The 17,267-nt window shown below is 72.8% G+C and carries 14 protein-coding genes and 5 tRNA genes; 13 read left to right on the plus strand and 6 right to left on the minus strand.

Features of this window, described 5'->3' with window-relative positions:
* Positions 1-2: 2 nt before the first annotated feature.
* The 9 genes from OG199_RS33295 (at position 3) to OG199_RS33335 (ending at position 12,708) form a co-directional block, all read left to right on the plus strand.
* Positions 3-650 (plus strand): HAD family hydrolase, encoded by a 648-nt coding sequence (locus OG199_RS33295; RefSeq protein ID WP_401802706.1) that lies wholly within the window; start codon positions 3-5, stop codon positions 648-650.
* Between the two features lie 377 nt (positions 651-1,027).
* Complete coding sequence (locus OG199_RS33300; protein ID WP_356801649.1) at positions 1,028-2,062, plus strand: ATP-binding cassette domain-containing protein; 1,035 nt, start codon at positions 1,028-1,030, stop codon at positions 2,060-2,062.
* Positions 2,059-2,829, plus strand: coding sequence for a methionine ABC transporter permease (locus OG199_RS33305; protein WP_356801647.1), 771 nt, complete (start codon positions 2,059-2,061; stop codon positions 2,827-2,829). Before OG199_RS33300 ends, OG199_RS33305 begins: the two co-directional genes overlap by 4 nt.
* 116 nt (positions 2,830-2,945) lie before the next feature.
* Positions 2,946-3,773 (plus strand): MetQ/NlpA family ABC transporter substrate-binding protein, encoded by an 828-nt coding sequence (locus OG199_RS33310; RefSeq protein WP_401802701.1) that lies wholly within the window; start codon positions 2,946-2,948, stop codon positions 3,771-3,773.
* Positions 3,774-3,960: 187 nt separating this feature from the next.
* On the plus strand, positions 3,961-4,599 hold the full coding sequence (locus OG199_RS33315; protein ID WP_356801645.1) for a GNAT family N-acetyltransferase: 639 nt from the start codon (positions 3,961-3,963) through the stop codon (positions 4,597-4,599).
* 316 nt (positions 4,600-4,915) lie between these two features.
* The gene (gene cbiE / locus OG199_RS33320) at positions 4,916-6,127 is read left to right on the plus strand and encodes a precorrin-6y C5,15-methyltransferase (decarboxylating) subunit CbiE (protein WP_356801643.1); all 1,212 of its coding nucleotides are present in this window, start codon (positions 4,916-4,918) and stop codon (positions 6,125-6,127) included.
* Positions 6,128-6,471: 344 nt separating this feature from the next.
* Positions 6,472-10,338 carry a nicotinate-nucleotide--dimethylbenzimidazole phosphoribosyltransferase gene (gene cobT, locus OG199_RS33325; RefSeq protein ID WP_405832586.1) on the plus strand — a complete coding sequence of 1,289 codons (3,867 nt, stop codon included), beginning with the start codon at positions 6,472-6,474 and terminating at the stop codon, positions 10,336-10,338.
* Positions 10,339-10,568: 230 nt separating this feature from the next.
* Positions 10,569-11,825: a uroporphyrinogen-III C-methyltransferase gene (cobA, locus tag OG199_RS33330; protein ID WP_405832588.1), complete on the plus strand. Its 1,257-nt coding sequence runs from the start codon at positions 10,569-10,571 to the stop codon at positions 11,823-11,825.
* 64 nt (positions 11,826-11,889) lie between these two features.
* Positions 11,890-12,708 (plus strand): RNA methyltransferase, encoded by an 819-nt coding sequence (locus OG199_RS33335; RefSeq protein ID WP_356801638.1) that lies wholly within the window; start codon positions 11,890-11,892, stop codon positions 12,706-12,708.
* Positions 12,709-12,821: 113 nt separating this feature from the next.
* On the opposite strand, the gene OG199_RS33340 is transcribed toward OG199_RS33335, so the two are convergent.
* A complete protein-coding gene (locus OG199_RS33340; protein ID WP_356801636.1) occupies positions 12,822-14,159 on the minus strand; it encodes a serine/threonine-protein kinase in 1,338 nt (445 codons plus the stop codon).
* A gap of 196 nt (positions 14,160-14,355) precedes the next feature.
* Between OG199_RS33340 and OG199_RS33345 the strand changes: the two genes are divergently transcribed.
* From OG199_RS33345 to OG199_RS33360, 4 genes are all read left to right on the plus strand, one after another.
* The gene (locus OG199_RS33345; RefSeq protein WP_081223398.1) at positions 14,356-14,589 is read left to right on the plus strand and encodes a hypothetical protein; all 234 of its coding nucleotides are present in this window, start codon (positions 14,356-14,358) and stop codon (positions 14,587-14,589) included.
* A gap of 240 nt (positions 14,590-14,829) precedes the next feature.
* On the plus strand, positions 14,830-15,039 hold the full coding sequence (locus OG199_RS33350) for a hypothetical protein (protein WP_356801634.1): 210 nt from the start codon (positions 14,830-14,832) through the stop codon (positions 15,037-15,039).
* A 232-nt stretch (positions 15,040-15,271) separates the two neighbouring features.
* Positions 15,272-16,210 carry a phosphotransferase family protein gene (locus tag OG199_RS33355; protein ID WP_405832591.1) on the plus strand — a complete coding sequence of 313 codons (939 nt, stop codon included), beginning with the start codon at positions 15,272-15,274 and terminating at the stop codon, positions 16,208-16,210.
* Between the two features lie 74 nt (positions 16,211-16,284).
* Positions 16,285-16,590, plus strand: coding sequence for a zf-TFIIB domain-containing protein (locus OG199_RS33360; RefSeq protein WP_401802688.1), 306 nt, complete (start codon positions 16,285-16,287; stop codon positions 16,588-16,590).
* Positions 16,591-16,681: 91 nt separating this feature from the next.
* Here OG199_RS33360 and OG199_RS33365 read toward each other — a convergent pair.
* The 5 genes from OG199_RS33365 to OG199_RS33385 form a co-directional block, all read right to left on the minus strand.
* Positions 16,682-16,756: transfer RNA gene (locus OG199_RS33365), tRNA-Val, on the minus strand.
* A gap of 39 nt (positions 16,757-16,795) precedes the next feature.
* Positions 16,796-16,867, minus strand: a tRNA-Val gene (locus tag OG199_RS33370).
* Positions 16,868-16,904: 37 nt separating this feature from the next.
* A tRNA-Val gene (locus OG199_RS33375) sits at positions 16,905-16,976 on the minus strand.
* A 1-nt stretch (position 16,977) separates the two neighbouring features.
* Positions 16,978-17,051, minus strand: a tRNA-Cys gene (locus OG199_RS33380).
* Between the two features lie 40 nt (positions 17,052-17,091).
* Positions 17,092-17,164: transfer RNA gene (locus OG199_RS33385), tRNA-Gly, on the minus strand.
* Between the last annotated feature and the right edge of the window lie 103 nt (positions 17,165-17,267).

The following is a 17,267-nucleotide window of genomic DNA, read 5'->3' on the forward strand; positions in this document are numbered from 1 at the left end:
GCATGAAGATCCACGCTGATGCCCTGCTGTTCGACAACGACGGCACCCTCGTCTCGACCCTCGCGTCGGTGAACCGCTGCTGGACGCGCTGGGCGCGGGAGTACGGCATCACCGCCGAGGACTTCGCCCGGATCGAGCTGCACGGCCGCCCCGCCGTCGAGATAGCCGCCGACCTGCTGCCCGCCGAGATCGTCCCCGAGGCTCTCGCCCGCATCGAGCAGCTGGAGGTGGAGGACGTCCCCGGCGGAGTCCTGCTGCTGCCCGGGACCGCCGCCTTCCTCGGCTCGCTGCCCGCCGAGCGCTGGGCCGTCGTGACCTCCGCCACCCGGCGGCTGGCCGAGGCCCGGCTCGACGAGGTCGGCATCCGGCCCAAGACCCTGATCTCCGCCGACGACGTCACCCGCGGCAAGCCCGACCCCGAGCCCTACCTGCTCGCCGCCCGTGAGCTGGGCGCCGACCCGGCCCGCTGTGTCGTCTTCGAGGACGCCCCGGCCGGCCTCCAGGCGGGCCGCGCGGCCGGCATGACGACCGTGGCGTTGGCCACAACCCACACGGCGTCCGAGTTGGACGCGGACCTGGTGGTGAAGGACCTCTCGGCCCTGTCCGCACTGGTCACGGCCGCAGGAGTGGAGATCTCCGTCCGCGGCTGAGAGGTGTCCACCGCTGTCCACGATGCGGACAGCGGTTCCGGGCCGAACCACTCCGTCTGCTTTACTTCACTCCATGACCACGACGAGCAGCCGCACCCTTGCGACCGAGGCGACCATGACGCCCGGTGCTCGCTGTATGTGTCGAATGTGCGCCTTCTAGAGGGCCCCCGCACCACCGTCTGATCCCGCGCCCCGAAGCGGGACCACCGCGCCCCGAGTCCGTACCGCGTACGCGACAGGGGCTGCCCCGCGCACACGTTCTCCCCCCGGTTCACTCCGGTTCCATCGCCATCGCGAGAACCGTGCCGCGTTCCCGACCGAATGCACCCGTGCCGGCGCACACCCACGCCCTGCACTCGACAGTGACGGAAACCCCAGTGATCACGACAACGGGCCTCAGCAAGGTCTACCGCTCGCGCGGCCGTGAAGTGACCGCCCTCGACGGCGTCGATCTGCATGTCCGCGAAGGCGAGGTGTACGGCGTCATCGGCCAGTCCGGCGCCGGCAAGTCCTCGCTCATCCGCTGCGTCAACCTCCTGGAGCGTCCCACCGCCGGCACGGTCACCGTCGCCGGGCAGGACCTCACCGCGCTCGTCGGACGCGGTCCGCGCGCGGGCAAGGAGCTCCGCCAGGCGCGCAGCCGTATCGGCATGGTCTTCCAGCACTTCAACCTGCTGTCCTCGCGGACCGTCCAGGAGAACGTCGAGCTGCCGCTCGAGATCCTCGGCATCTCGGGGAAGGAGCGTTCCGCCAAGGCGCTCGGTCTGCTCGACCTGGTCGGCCTGTCCGACAAGGCGAAGGTCTACCCCGCACAGCTCTCCGGCGGCCAGAAGCAGCGCGTCGGCATCGCCCGTGCCCTGGCCGGCGACCCCAAGGTGCTGCTCTCCGACGAGGCCACCAGCGCCCTCGACCCCGAGACCACCCGCTCCATCCTCCAGCTGATCCGCGACCTGAACCGGCAGCTGGGCCTGACCGTCCTGCTCATCACCCACGAGATGGACGTCGTCAAGACGGTCTGCGACTCGGCCGCGCTGATGGAGAACGGCCGCATCGTCGAGTCGGGCACGGTCGGCGAACTGCTCGCGACGCCCGGCTCCGAGCTGGCCTCCGCGCTCTTCCCGGTCAGCGGCGACGCCTCCGGTGACGACCGCACGGTCATCGACGTCACCTTCCACGGAGAGGCCGCGACACAGCCCGTCATCTCGCAGCTCTCCCGCACCTACAACATCGACATCTCGATCCTCGGTGCCGCCATGGACACCGTCGGCGGCAAGCAGGTCGGCCGGATGCGCATCGAACTGCCCGGCCGCTACGACGAGAACGTCGTGCCGATCGGGTTCCTGCGCGAGCAGGGCCTGCAGATCGACATCCAGGGCCAGGAGCCCGCACTCGTGAAGGACGGTGCCAAGTGACCTGGTCGGAGATGCAGCCGCTGCTGTCCCAGGCGTGTTGGGACACGCTCTACATGGTCGGCTGGTCCACGCTGATCGCCGTCGTCGGGGGTCTGCCGCTCGGCATCCTGCTCGTCCTCACCGACCGCGGCGGGCTCCTGCAGAACATCGCCGCGAACAAGGTCATCGGGCAGGTCGTGAACATCGCCCGCTCGCTGCCGTTCATCATCCTGATGGTCGCGCTGATGAACTTCACGCGCACGATCACGGGAACGACGATCGGTCGCGAGGCGGCGATCGTGCCGCTCGCCATCGGTGCGATCCCGTTCTTCGCGCGGCTCGTCGAGACGGCCGTCCGCGAGGTGGACGGCGGCCTCGTCGAGGCCGTGCAGTCCATGGGCGGCAACACCTGGACCGTCGTGCGCAGGGTGCTCGTACCGGAGTCGCTGCCCTCGCTGATCTCCTCGGCGACCACCACCGTCGTCGCGCTCATCGGCTACTCGGCCATGGCGGGCACCGTCGGCGCCGGAGGCCTCGGCGACATCGCCATCCGCTACGGCTACCAGCGTTTCGAGACCGGGCTGATGTGGATCACCGTGGCGATCCTCGCCGTGGTCATCTCCGTCATCCAGTTCGCCGGCGACTACGCCGCCCGCCGTCTGCACCGACGCGGCGGCCACTCCGGCGCCGCGCCGAGGCTCCGGCTGCTGAAGGCCGGGACGTCCACGACCGCGGAGGCCGGCGCCACCGCGGAGGCCGCCACCGCCGACGTCGGCAAGGCCGTCTGAGCCGGGCCGCCCCGACCGAGCACCTCACCCCCACCCGCAGACCTCACCCCCACCCGCAGACTTCCCCGTCCCACCCGAACACGGGGACGCTCCACCCCTCAGGAAAGGCACTTTTCGTGCGTAACACTGCCAAGATCACCACCGCCGTCCTCGCCGCCGGAGCCCTCACCCTCGGCCTCTCCGCCTGCGGTTCGGGCAAGGACTCCGCCTCCGACACGAGCGGCCCGCTGATCGTCGCCGCGAGCCCGACCCCGCACGCCGAGATCCTCAACTTCGTCAAGAAGAACCTGGCGAAGAAGGCGGGCCTCGACCTGGAGGTCAAGGAGTTCCAGGACTACATCGTCCCGAACACGGCGACCGAGGACGGCTCGGTGGGCGCCAACTACTTCCAGAACCAGCCGTACCTGGACGACTTCAACAAGAAGCGCGGCACCCACATCGTGCCCGTCGTCACGGTGCACCTGGAGCCGCTCGGCCTCTACTCCCACAAGGTGAAGAGCGCCGACGCCCTGAAGAGCGGTGCGACCGTCGCGGTCCCGAACGACGCCGTCAACGAGGCGCGCGCCCTGAAGCTGCTCGCCTCCAAGGGGCTCATCACCCTCAAGGACGGCGCCGGCAACGAGGCGACCCCGCAGGACATCTCCAAGAACCCGAAGAACCTCAAGTTCAAGGAGGTCGAGGCGGCCCAGACCCCGCGCTCCCTGGACGACGTGGACGCCGCGGTCATCAACGGCAACTACGCCATATCCGCAGGCCTCAAGCCCGCCCAGGACGCCCTCGTCCTGGAGTCGGCGAAGAACAACCCGTACGGCAACTTCCTCGCCGTCAAGAAGGGCAACGAGAACGACCCGCGGGTGAAGAAGCTCGCCAAGCTCCTCACCTCGCCCGAGGTCAAGAAGTTCATCGAGGACAAGTACGCGGGCTCGGTCATCCCCTCGTTCTGATCCGTTCCGGCGCACCGTGCCGCCGCGCGGGCCCACAACCGCACCCGGTGGTCCTTCCCTGTTGCCCTTCGGGCAGTTGGGGGAGGACCCCGTGGTGCGGTTCGGTGCTTTCATGCTGCATGCTGGGCAGTTCAGCGGGCCCGCAGGTTCCGACGGCCCGAAGTCCCCGACGGTTACGGAGCGGCGCATGACTAGCACCTTCCCCGACATCTCCATCAGCACGGAGCGGTTGGTCCTGCGCGCGCTCGACGAGGACGACGTCCCCGCCCTGGCCGAAATGATGAACGACGAGCAGGTCGCGGCCTGGACCGACGTGCCCCAGCCCTTCACCGAGGACGGCGCCCGCACCTGGATCAGCGAGTACGCGCCCGCGGAACGCACCGCGGGCCGCGGCCTCGACCTCGCCGTCACCGAGTTCCTCACCCAGCGGCTGGTCGGCATCATTCAACTCGGCAAGACGAACTGGCACATCCGCTCCACCGAACTCTCCTACGTCATCGCCCCCTGGGCCCGCGGCGAGGGCTACGCCTCGGAGGCGTCGCTCGCCACCGCCCAATGGCTGTTCAGGGAGCAGAAGTTCGAGCGCATCGAGGTGCGCACGGCGGCCGACAACACCGCCTCCCAGCAGGTCGCCCAGAAGATCGGCTGCATCAGCGAGGGTGTGCTGCGCAACGCGTGCATAGCGCACAGCCGCACCGAGGACGGCCGCTGGGTCGACCACCGCACCGACTTCATCGTCTGGAGCCTCCTCCCGGAGGACCTCGACGGCGTCGGCGAACAACTCGCCGACTCCAGCGGTTTCACGTCGTACTCCGACTGGAACTGAACCCGGGACGGAACGTACGGCGGAACCCGGGACGGAACACACGGCGGAACCCGGGACGGAACGCACGACTGAACACATAACTGAACACAAAGGCGACCCGGACCCGAAAACCCGGGGGCTCCCGCCACCGGAGCCGGGTGACCGCGCACACCCTGCGGAACCGCTCCCGCCCCAAGGCGCCGCTCCCCCCGACGGCACCGCTCACACCCCGAGGGACCCGCGCGCGGCCCCCTCGGGCAACGCCAGGTACCCTCACGGAGCCCACCCACGGGCTGCCCCCTGACGACCTGCGAAGACCCCCTGGAGACTGACGACGATGGCCGACCGGGTCACGGTGATCGGCTGGGACGGCTCCCCCCTGACCGCGGCGGCGCGCTCCGCCCTCGGTGCGGCCACCCTGGTGGCCGGAGCGGCACACCATCTGACGCTCCCCGAGGTGCCCGGGGACGCCGAGCGCATCCGGCTCGGCAGCGTCGCCCTGGCGGCCCGCCGCATCGCGGGCCACCGGGGCAGCGCCGTCGTCCTGGCCGACGGGGACCCCGGCTTCTTCGGCGTCGTACGCACCCTGCGCGCTCCCGAGTTCGGCCTCGAGGTCGAGGTCGTGCCCGCCGTCTCCTCGGTCGCCGCCGCCTTCGCCCGCGCGGGAATGCCCTGGGATGACGCACATGTGGTCGTAGCACACGGCCGCTCCCTGCGACGCGCGGTGAATGTATGCCGAGCGCATACCAAGGTGGCCGTCCTCACCTCGCCCGGTGCGGGCCCCGCCGAGCTCGGCCTGCTCCTCGAAGGCGTTCACCGCACCTTCGTCATCTGCGAGGAACTCGGTACCGCGCGCGAGCGGGTCACGATCCTCACCTCCGACAAGGCCGCCGACCACACCTGGCGCGACCCCAACGTCGTCATCGTCATCGGCGGCTTCGTGGCCGCGGCCGAGGACGGCGGCTGGATCGCCGGGCGCGACCCGGCCACCGAACCGCGCGGCTGGGCGCTGCCCGCCGAGGCCTACGGCGGCGCGCTCGGAGAAGGCGAAACGGATCTGCTGCGCGCCGCGCAACTCGCCCGCCTGGGTCCGCGCCTGGGAGACCTGGTGTGGGACATCGGGTCCGGCAGCGGTGCCTTCGCCACCGAGGCCGCGCGCACCGGTGCCGCGGTCCTCGCGGTCGACCGCGACCTGGTGGCCTGCACGCGCACCGAGGACTCCGCCCGCCGCTACGGCGTGCAGATGCAGATCGTGCACGGGGACGCCCCGCACGTCCTGGAGAACCTTCCCGAACCGGACGTCGTGCGGGTGGGTGGCGGGGGAGCGGAGGTCGTCTCCGCGGTAGCCGACCGCCGTCCGCAGCGCATCGTGACGCACGCGGCGACCCGCGACGCCGCCGAACTCATCGGCCGCAACCTCACCGAGCACGGCTACCAGGTCGAGTGCGCCCTCATCCAGTCCGTCGAACTCGACACGAGGGCCTGGACGGAGACGGAGCGCAGCGTCGCGTTCCTGCTCACGGGCCGGCTTCCCGATCGCAACCCGTGATCCTGTTGTCGTACCGCGCGCGGTAGGCTGGCCGATCGTTGTACCGCTCCGGACGCTCGGCCTTTCGTAGGCCAATGTCCGGAAAACGCGCCCGTTTTGAGGCGAGTGTGGTACGGCAGAACCGGAGGACGCGCAACGTGGCGCAGTCCACAGCGGGCCGTCGCGGATCAAGCTGTCGCGAGGGTCGGACGACCGGGACAATGCCAGTTAATGGCTTTGTCGTCTTTGTTGGCCGGTCGTTCGTGCCGCTGGGCACGCCCGCTCGTTCTTCACTGTGGGGCGGTCGGTGCGCCGTTCCGGGCGAGCAGGACTTGGAAGCACTAACCGATGGGCGAGGGGTACGCATGACCGACACCGGCCAGGTCCCGGGCGAGGGACTGCCGGAGAACGCAGGCATGGTGGAGCAGCCGGGCGCCCCCGCCCCGGACGCGTACACCTTCCTCGACCCCTCCGAGAATCACGCCGAGGACGACGATCTGCTCCTCATGCCGGGTGCCCAGGGCGCCTGGGGCAACGAGGTGGGCCCGCCGGCCCCCCAGCCCCTCGTCCACGAACCCGGTCCGCACGAGACGGCGGGCCGGGACAGCGGCTCGGTCGACCTCAGCGCCGTCCGCGGGGCCGTCCCCGCCGCGCAGCCGGCTACGCCGCGCCGCCCGCTGCACCTCGGCCCCCCGACCCCGGACGTCTCCGCCGGTCCGGTGCGCTCGCTCGCCGACCGCGGCCCCGCCTCCGCACCGCTCGCCGCACCCGCCCACGCGATGCACCCCGCGACCCCGGTCCGGCACGCCGGTCCGCCGACGGCGGGGCCCGAGTACCTCGACGTGCCGCAGCTCTCCGAGATCCCGCCGCAGGGCGCGGTGCCCTGGGGGGCTCCGGCCGCCGGTCCCGAGCCCACGGCTGAAGAAACGGTCGTCCCGGCCGCGGGCCAGGGCTCCGAGGCCGGCTTCGCCGCCGGACCGGAGACGGCGTTCGGGGCGGCGCCGACGCCTGACGAGGCCCCGGAGTCCGCGGGGTCCCCCCTGGCGCACCAGGCCATGGAAGAGGCCGGGCACGCGGAACTCGCGTCCCCCCTCGCCGTCGACGCGGCGGCCGCGGACGCGGCTCTCGCGCACGCTCCCGCCGTACCGGAGGCCGACCGCACGGCCGAGGCGGCACAGGACCACCTCGCCCACGCGGGTGCCGAGGCGGAGCAGGGACCCGAGGCCGTGCACGCGCCGGACGGTTCCCTGGACTTCCAGACCCCGCAGACCCCCGACGCCGCCTCCTCCTTCACGGCCGCCGGAGATGTTCCGCACACGGAGCCGGCTGCGGACGCCGCCGCCGAGCAGGTGTCCGACGCCCACGCGGCCGAGCACGCCGACGCCCCGGCGGGGGTCGCCGTGGACGAGGGGAACCTGACCCCCGATCAGGCGTCGCGGGCCGCACAGGACCAGGCCGCGCAGGACCAGCTCGCGCAGGACGCGGCCGCGCCCCAGGACCAGGCGGCTCACCAGACCGCCCCGGCCGTCGCCGACCCGTCCGTCCACCTCGCCGACCCGGCGGGCCACCTCACGGATCAGGCCGTGCACCTCACGGACCAAGCCGTCCCCTTCGTCGAGCAGGCCGCCCACGCGGCCGCGCAGGCGGCGCGGTTCCCGGACCGCTCCGTGCGGTTCGTCGACGCCGGTGTCCACATCCCGGAGTCGGCGGCCCAGTTCGCGGAGGTCGCGGCAGGGGGCCGAGCGGGCGGGGCGGAGGGCGGATTCGCCGGGGCCGCGCAGCCCGCGTCCGCCCCGCACCCCCACATGCCCTCCCTGACGCACGAGCCCGCCGAGGCGCGCACACCGGCCGCGGACGACTTGTACGGCCAGGCGGTTCCCGGCGTCGGGGCCTTCCCGGTCCAGGCCGCCCAGTTCGTGCCCCCCGCCGAGGCGCACGCCGCGTTCGCCGAGGCCGCCGCCGGCGTCGCCGCGCACGGCGAGACGTCCCCCGCGGCCGACCACCAGCCGCACGCCGATGCGTCCCCCGCCGCGAACCCGCCGCACGACGAGGACCTCTCCGGCGAGACGCGGGGCGAGGCCGGCTTCCCGAGCGCTCCCGCGGAGCCCTCGGCGGACGACTCGCTCGGCCGGTTCGTGCCCGTCGACGGCCAGGTGCCGACGACCCCGCACCTGGCCCCGACCCCGCCGCACGCCATGACCGTGCCGCCGCTGCCCGCGCAGGAGTGGCTCCCGGCCGAGGAGCCCGGCCAGGAGCAGGCCCCGGTCTTCACCGACCTGCCGGAGGCCGCACCCGGACAGACCCCGGAGGCTCCCGCCCACGAGGAGGAGCCCGTCGCCCCGGTGCCCGCACCCCGCGAGGCCGAGGAACTCCCCGTACCGGAACCGCTCGACGCGGACCCGGACCCCGTAGTCGCACAGCAAGCGGAGGACCTGGACACCCAGGTCGCCGACCAGGAAGAGAGCACGGCCGCAGTGGAAGACGTACGAGAGTCCACCGGCCCGGCGGCCCCCGGCTACGACGACGCGGAGCGCGAGGCGGTACTGCGCGTGATGCGCGAGCGCCGCGACATCCGCAACGGCTTCCGCAACGACCCGATCCCGCACGACGTCCTGCTGCGGGTCCTGGAAGCCGCGCACACCGCGCCGTCCGTGGGCCACTCCCAGCCCTGGGACTTCGTCGTCATCCGTTCCGCCGAGACCCGCCGCACGATGCACGAACTGGCGGCACGCCAGCGCGAGGCGTACGCCAAGTCGCTGCCCAAGGGCCGTGCCAAGCAGTTCAAGGAACTGAAGATCGAGGCGATCCTCGACACCCCGGTGAACATCGTCGTCACCGCCGACCCGACCCGCGGCGGCCGCCACACCCTGGGCCGGCACACCCAGCCGCAGATGGCCCCGTACTCGTCCGCGCTCGCCGTCCAGAACCTGTGGCTCGCGGCGCGCGCCGAGGGCCTCGGCGTCGGCTGGGTCAGCTTCTTCGACGAGCGCGAGATGGTCCGCGCCCTCGGCCTGCCCGAACACCTGGACGTCGTGGCGTATCTCTGCGTCGGCTACGTCGACGAGTTCCCGGAGGAGCCCGAGCTCATGCAGGCGGGCTGGTCCAAGCGCCGTCCGCTGTCCTGGGTCGTGCACGAGGAGACGTACGGCCGACGCGCGCTGCCCGGCGAGGAGCCGCACGACCTGCTCGCCGAGACCGTCTCCAACATCCGCCCGCTGGACGCCAAGGCGCTCGGCGAGGCCTGGGAGCGGCAGAAGCGGATGACCAAGCCCGCGGGCGCGCTCGGCATGCTGGAGATCATCTCGGCGCAGCTGTCGGGCCTGTCCCGGATGTGCCCGCCGCCGATCCCGGAGCCCGCGGCCGTCGCGATCTTCGCGGGCGACCACGGTGTGCACGCCCAGGGCGTCACCCCGTGGCCGCAGGAGGTCACCGCCCAGATGGTGGCCAACTTCCTGGGGGGCGGCGCGGTCTGCAACGCGTTCGCCAACCAGGTCGGCGCGGAGGTCTGCGTCGTCGACGTGGGCGTCGCCTCCGACCTCCCCGCGACGCCGGGGCTGCTGCCGCGCAAGGTCCGCGCGGGCACCGCCGACATGACCACCGGCCCCGCGATGACCCGCGAGGAGGTCACCGCGGCGATCGAGGTGGGCATCGAGACGGCCCGCGACCTGGTGGCGGCCGGCAACAAGGCACTGCTCACCGGTGAGATGGGCATCGCGAACACCACCGCGTCCGCCGCCCTGATCTCGGTGTTCACCGGCGCCGACCCGTCCGAGGTGACGGGCCGGGGCACCGGCATCAACGACGAGACCCTGGCCCGCAAGACCGAGGTCGTGCGCCGCGCCATCGAACTGCACCAGCCGGATCCGGCCGACCCCATCGGCGTCCTCGCGGCCATCGGCGGCCTCGAACACGCGGCGATGGTCGGCCTGCTGCTGGGCGGTGCCTCCCTCCGTACGCCGGTGATCCTGGACGGCGTCAGCGCCGGCGCGGCGGCCCTGGTGGCCCGCGCCATCGCTCCCGAGGTGCTCGCCGCCTGCATCGCGGGCCACCGCAGCGCGGAACCGGGCCATGTGGCGGCCCTGAACAAGCTGGGCCTGCGCCCGCTGATCGACCTCGACCTGCGCCTCGGCGAGGGCACCGGCGCGTTGCTGGCCCTGCCCGTGGTGCAGAGCGCGGCGCGCGCCATGCACGAGGTGGCGACGTTCGATTCCGCGGGCGTCACCGAGAAGTAGCCGGCCGACGTGGTGGGCAGGTGTTCCGCGGTGCGGAGCACCTGCCGACCCACCGCGAGCCCGCCCGCGCGCGAAACCGGGGCACGGCCCCGGTTTCGGGGGGAGGCGGGCCCGGGAAGGAACCCCCACCCGGCCCGTTCACCGGACCGGCGCCTAAAATCCGCACGTCAGGGCCGCTCCACAGCCGCGGCGCGCCCCACCGCACCGTCCGTACGAGGAGCCGCACCGCCATGGCCGAACACCCCGCCTACCCCGTAGGTCTCCGCCTCACCGGCCGCCGCGTGGTCGTCCTCGGCGGCGGCCAGGTGGCCCAGCGCCGTCTCCCCGCGCTCATCGCGGCGGGCGCGGACATCCACCTCGTGTCACCGGAGGCGACCCCCTCCGTCGAGGCGATGGCGGACGCGGGCGAGATCACCTGGACCAGGCGTCCCTACGAGGACGGCGACCTCGCCGGTGCCTGGTACGCCCTGATCGCCACCAGTGATCCCGAGGCGAGCGCGGCGGCCTCCGCCGAGGCCGAGCGGCACCGCGTCTGGTGCGTCCGCTCCGACGACGCCGACGCGGCGACGGCCTGGACGCCGGCGACGGGACACAGCGAGGGCGTGACGGTCGCGGTGCTCACGACGGACGCGCGGGGCCGCGACCCCCGGCACACGGCGGCGATCCGCGACGCGGTGGTCGAGGGGCTCCGCGACGGGACCCTGGTGGCGCCGCACCACCGCACCCGCGCCCCGGGTGTCGCCCTGGTCGGCGGCGGCCCCGGCGACCCGGACCTGATCACGGTCCGCGGCCGCCGTCTGCTCGCGGAGGCCGACGTGGTCATCGCCGACCGCCTCGGCCCGCGCGACCTGCTGGCCGAACTCCCGCCGCATGTCGAGGTCATCGACGCGGCGAAGATCCCGTACGGCCGGTACATGGCCCAGGAAGCGATCAACCGGGCGCTGATCGAGCACGCGAAGCAGGGCAAGTCCGTCGTCCGTCTCAAGGGCGGTGACCCCTTCGTCTTCGGCCGTGGCATGGAGGAGGCGCAGGCGCTCGCGGAGGCGGGCATCGCCTGCACCGTGGTCCCCGGCATCTCCAGCTCGATCTCGGTGCCCGGTGCGGCCGGCATCCCGGTCACCCACCGGGGTGTCGCACATGAGTTCACCGTGGTGAGCGGTCATGTCGCCCCCGACGACGAACGCTCCCTCGTCGACTGGCCGGCCCTCGCCGCACTGCGCGGCACACTCGTCGTCCTCATGGGCGTCGACAAGATCGGCCGGATCGCCGAGACCCTGATGGCCCACGGCAGGCCGGCCGACACCCCCGTCGCCCTGGTCCAGGAGGGCACGACCGCCGCGCAGCGCCGGGTCGACGCGACCCTGGCGACGGTCGCCGAGACCGTCGTCGCGCGGGACGTGAGGCCGCCCGCGGTGATCGTCGTCGGCGAGGTCGTGAACGTGGGCCCCGGACAACCGGCACGGCCGGCTCCGGAAGGATCCGAGTAACCCGGGGTAACCCAACCCCTTCCCAGCCGTTGGCACCGCACTCAGGACAAGGCAGTATCACCCTGTGGCCGATCTCATCACCGTCGAGAACCCGGACGACCCGCGTCTGCGCGACTACACGGGCCTGACCGACGTGGAGCTGCGCCGCAAGCGCGAACCCGCCGAGGGCCTGTTCATCGCCGAGGGCGAGAAGGTCATCAGACGGGCCAAGGACGCCGGATACGAGATGCGCTCCATGCTCCTGTCCGCCAAGTGGGTCGACGTCATGCGCGATGTCATCGACGAGCTGCCGGCCCCGGTCTACGCGGTCAGCCCGGAGCTCGCCGAGCAGGTCACCGGCTATCACGTGCACCGCGGCGCGCTCGCCTCCATGCAGCGCAAACCGTTGCCGACGGCGGACGAACTCCTGGGGTCCGCCCGCCGGGTGGTCGTCATGGAGGCGGTCAACGACCACACCAACATCGGCGCGATCTTCCGCTCCGCCGCCGCCCTCGGCATGGACGCGGTGCTGCTCTCCCCGGACTGCGCCGACCCGCTCTACCGCCGCTCCGTGAAGGTCTCCATGGGCGCGGTCTTCTCCGTCCCGTACGCGCGTCTCGACAGCTGGCCCAGGAGCCTGGAGTCGGTCCGCGAGGCCGGCTTCACGCTGCTCGCCCTCACCCCGGACGAGAAGGCGCGATCCCTCGACGAGGCGGCCCCGCACCGGATGGACCGGGTCGCGCTGATGCTCGGCGCGGAGGGCGACGGCCTGTCCACGAAGGCCCTGATGGCGGCGGACGAGTGGGTCCGCATCCCGATGGCGCGCGGCGTCGACTCGCTCAACGTGGGTGCGGCGGCCGCGGTCGCGTTCTACGCGGTGGCCACGGGGCGCCCCGGCGTCTGACCGGCCGTCGTCCGGTCGCGGGGACGTGAGCCGTCCCGGTCTCCGTCCCCGAGGCGCGGACGTCGCCCGGACCTCCGGATCCCCGGGCGCCCCGTGCGGCCGGGTGCGTCGGCCTAGCCGGCCGTCCCCTCGACGCCCGGGTACCGCTCACCGCCCAGGTCCCCGGCGGGCGCCGGCCAGGACGACGGCCGTTCCTGCCCGAGGACTCGTACGGCCTGCTGCCCGCCCCCGTCGTCGAGCCCGCGCGCCGGACCCTGGCAGCCCTGAGCCACCGCGATGCCCAGGGCGACGAGCAGCGTCACCACGACGAACACGAAGAGCCGCTGCCGCAGCAGCCGCGGATTCGCGGGCCGGCGCCCGGTCCCGGTGGTCCGCGGCCCCTGCCGCCCGGTCCCGCTGCGGGGCGCGGGGCGGCTGCCGGAGCGCCCGGTGTTCCGGGAGGGCGTGGGGCGCGAACCCGACGGGGCCGGCCGGGAGCCGCCGCCGTTCGTCCCGCCGCTGCGGGGCGGGGGAGTGCCCTGCGGGCGGCGCTGGGTGGGCTGCTCGGCGTACTGCTCGGCGAGGCGCCCCGTCGGCCGGTCGGGGTCGTTGCGCTGCGTGGGCGGCCGGACGTCCGTCATGCCCTGTGCCTCGCGAGCGGCGATCTCCTTGAGCCGCAAGGACAGTTGGAGGGTGCTGGGGCGCTCCTCGGGGTCCTTGGCGAGACAGGCCCGGACGAGCGGGGCCAGTGCGTCGGGCACGCCGTGGAGCTGCGGTTCCTCGTGCACCACCCGATAGAGCATGACTTCGGAACTGCCGTGCCCGAAGGGCGAGTCGGAGGTCGCCGCGTACGCCAGGGTGGCTCCCAGCGCGAAGACGTCCGTGGCCGGGGTGACGGCGGCTCCGCGCACCTGCTCGGGCGCCAGGAAGCCGGGCGAGCCGACGGCCGTACCGACATGGGTGAGGGTGGAGGCCCCCGTCGCCCAGGCGATGCCGAAGTCGATGATCCGCGGCCCCTTCGGGGACAGCAGGATGTTGGACGGCTTCAGGTCGCGGTGCACGACCCCCGCCTCGTGCACCGCCACGAGTCCCTCGGAGAGCGCGGCACCCACGGCCGCCACGTCGGCGGCCGCCATCGGGCCCTCCTCGGCGACCTTGTCGTGCAGCGAGGGGCCGGGCACGTACTGCGTGGCGAACCAGGGCCGCTCCGCGTCGAGATCGGCGGCGACGAGCCGGGCCGTGCAACCGCCCCTGATCCGCCGGGCCGCCGAGACCTCGCGCGCGAACCGTGACCGGAACTCCTGATCCTCCGCCAGATCCGGCCGGATCACCTTGAGCGCGACCCGCTGACCGCGGCGGTCGGAGCCCAGGTAGACCACGCCCATCCCACCCGCGCCGAGCCGCCTGTGAAGCCTGAACGAGCCGACGACACGCGGGTCCTCGCGCCTCAGGCGCATCATCGCCATGTCCATCCCCGCTGCCCGGTCCGTTTGACGAGCCACAGCTTACGTTTCCGCGGCCGGGAGCGCGCAGAGGCCGCGCCCTCGCGGCCCGATCGATTGTCAGTGCCGGGTGGGAAACTTGAGAGGTGGTCAGGGAATGCGCGAACAGCGCGGCCTTGGGTCGGCTGTGATCCCAACCACCCGTCGTAGAAGGGGGATTGAGCCCGTGAAGGGTGATCGCGTGGAGATAGTCGTGGACGCCGGGGACACGACGCGTACGTACGAGGTGGTGGCGAGCAGGGCGGGCCGCAGGGTGGAGACAGCGGTACGCCGAGGTGTCGTGGAAGTGAGCGAAGTCACCCGAAGCGGATCAGTCGTGCGCACCGCGCGCTTCATGGCGACGCGGGTGCTGGCGCTGGTCGAGCAGCCGGTGCCCAGGGAGGACAGCTCGGAGCAGTAGGGGCGCACCGGCCGCCCCCTCCGGGAAGACCCTGAGACCTAGGTCCTCGTCTCCACCCAGGGGAGTACACCGCAGGTCATCGCTCATCCTCCGGGAGGCCCGGCAATCGGTACGAGGGCATGACGACCCGGTGCCGCCGCGCCCATAGATTTGAGGTCAAGCGGCGGGTGCAGCACTCGTCCCCCGAGGTCAGACACCCGCCGCTGCCAATCACACAGATGCTCGGTCAGGAGAGGGACCATGGCCCACACGGCACCGCGGACGGCGATCCGCACGCAGGGACGCAGGGCGTACAGCGCCGCGTTCCGCCCGCGCCGGCAGGGTCGGCGCCACCCCTTGGTGGCGACAGCGATGGTCCTTCCCCTGGCGGCCCTGCTCGTAGTCGTCTTCGGCGGCTGGGAGTCAGTGGTCACACAAGCGTCGTCCGTGGGCGTGATGCTGGGGCGCTGAGCGGCGCCCCAGGCCCGGAAGAGCGGTCCGGGCGGGGACATCCGGCCATGAAACCCCGTGGGGACGGGGGTGCGGCGGACGGCAAAAAATGCCCGCGCAGCTGGGGAGCTGCGCGGGCATTGTTTTGTGGTCGGCCGGGGAGGGGCGACAGCGGACGCCGGGGACGGGGGATTCGTCGCGGCGCGTCCCGCTGCGTACGCTCGCCCGGTACCGAACGCACCCAGGGGGACCCGTGACCGCAGATGTGCTGCCCGCCCTGACCGCCGGGGCGCGGAGCGCGGCCCACCCCGCGGCCGGCGCCTGCGCGCACCGGGACAGTGTCCTCGCCGACCGGGCCGACGGCACCGTCGTACGCCATGGCGACACCGTGGCCAAGGCCAGCGCGCCCGGCACGGATCCCGCCGACCTCGCCCGCCGCCTCGCGGTCGCCGCGCACCCCGCCCTGGCCGGCGTCCTCCTCACCCCGCTCCGCCCGGAGCCCGCCGACCTCCACGGGCGGCCGGTCACCTTCTGGCCGTACGGCACCCCGGTCGACCCCGAGGTCCCCGAGGCGGCCCCCTGGGAGGAGGCCGCGACCCTGCTGGCCCGCCTCCACCGCACTCCCGCTCCGGCCGGCCTGCCGCCCATGCGGGGACCCGTCAAGGCGGCCCGGGCGATCGCGCGGCTCCGGGCGGCGGGCCCGCACCCGGCCACCGCCCCGGTCCTGCGTGCCTGGGCGGCCCTCCCGGCCTGGGCCCGCGCCGAGGCGGCCATGCCCGGCCCGGACACCCTGTGCCACGGAGACCTGCACCTCGGCCAGCTCGTCCGGCACCCCGCGCCGGCCGGCCGCTGGCTTCTCATCGACGTGGACGACCTCGGGGTGGGCGTCCCGGCCTGGGACCTGGCCCGCCCGGCCGCCTGGTACGCCTGCGGCCTGCTCCCGCCCGACGACTGGACCCGCTTCCTGACCGCCTACCGGGGCGCGGCAGGCCCGGCGGTCCCGGCCGACGGCGACCCCTGGCCCGCCCTGGACACGGCCGCCCGCGCCCTCACGGTGCAGACCGCGGCCCTGGCGATCGCCAAGTCCGTCGCGGCGGACCGCCCGTTGGACGAGGTGCAGCAGGCCGTGATCGACGCGTGCGGCCGAATGGGAGCCGTCCCGCCGCAGTTGGGACCTGGTCCGACGACGTAGGGTGCAACCGATCGAGGCCGGGCAGTGTCTGTCCTGGCGGAAGCAGTACCGACCGGCGAGGAGTTGAGCCGAGCATGCAGTGTCCGAAGTGCCATGCGCCGATGCACACGTACAACCGCAACGGTGTCCAGATCGAGCAGTGCAGCGGCTGCCGCGGGATCTTTCTCGACTACGGCGAGCTGGAGGCGCTGACCCGCGTGGAGTCGCAGTGGTCGCAGCCCGCGCCGCCGCCCCCGGGCGCCCCGCAGGCGTACCCGGCCGCTCCCGCGCCCGCCTGGGGCGCCCCGCACGGCGGTGGTCACGGCGGCGGTCACTACGGTGGCGGCCACGGCGGACACCACCGTCACAAGAGCTTCGGGCACATGCTCTTCTCGTCGTGATCGTGCCGGCCGGGGTGTCCCCGGCCGGGCGTGGCGAACACGCCGACACGACGAAGCCCCCGACCGTACGAGACGGCCGGGGGCTTCTGGCTGGTGCGCGATACTGGGATTGAACCAGTGACCTCTTCCGTGTCAGGGAAGCGCTCTCCCGCTGAGCTAATCGCGCGGGACGGACCTCAACGTACAGGATCCGCGGCGTACTGCGTGCGCGATACTGGGATTGAACCAGTGACCTCTTCCGTGTCAGGGAAGCGCTCTCCCGCTGAGCTAATCGCGCGGGTTCGGATCTCGCACACCAGTGCGATGCGATCCAGTGGACGATACTGGGATTGAACCAGTGACCTCTTCCGTGTCAGGGAAGCGCTCTCCCGCTGAGCTAATCGTCCTTGGAGGTGGAGACGGGATTTGAACCCGTGTAGACGGCTTTGCAGGCCGTTGCCTCGCCTCTCGGCCACTCCACCAGGAGCGCGGGGGTTCGGGTGGATCCCCCACTGTCCTGCGAGCGGACGACCAGGTTCGAACTGGCGACCTCAACCTTGGCAAGGTTGCGCTCTACCAACTGAGCTACGTCCGCTTGTCGTTTCCGGTCGGCTTGCGCGTCCCGGCGACGTGTTGAACTCTAGCGGATTCCCGGGCCAGTACAAAAACGCGTTTGCGCAGCGTGCTGCGGTCTGTCC

The sequence above is a fragment of the Streptomyces sp. NBC_01176 genome (assembly GCF_045039825.1).
GTDB lineage: Bacteria > Actinomycetota > Actinomycetes > Streptomycetales > Streptomycetaceae > Streptomyces.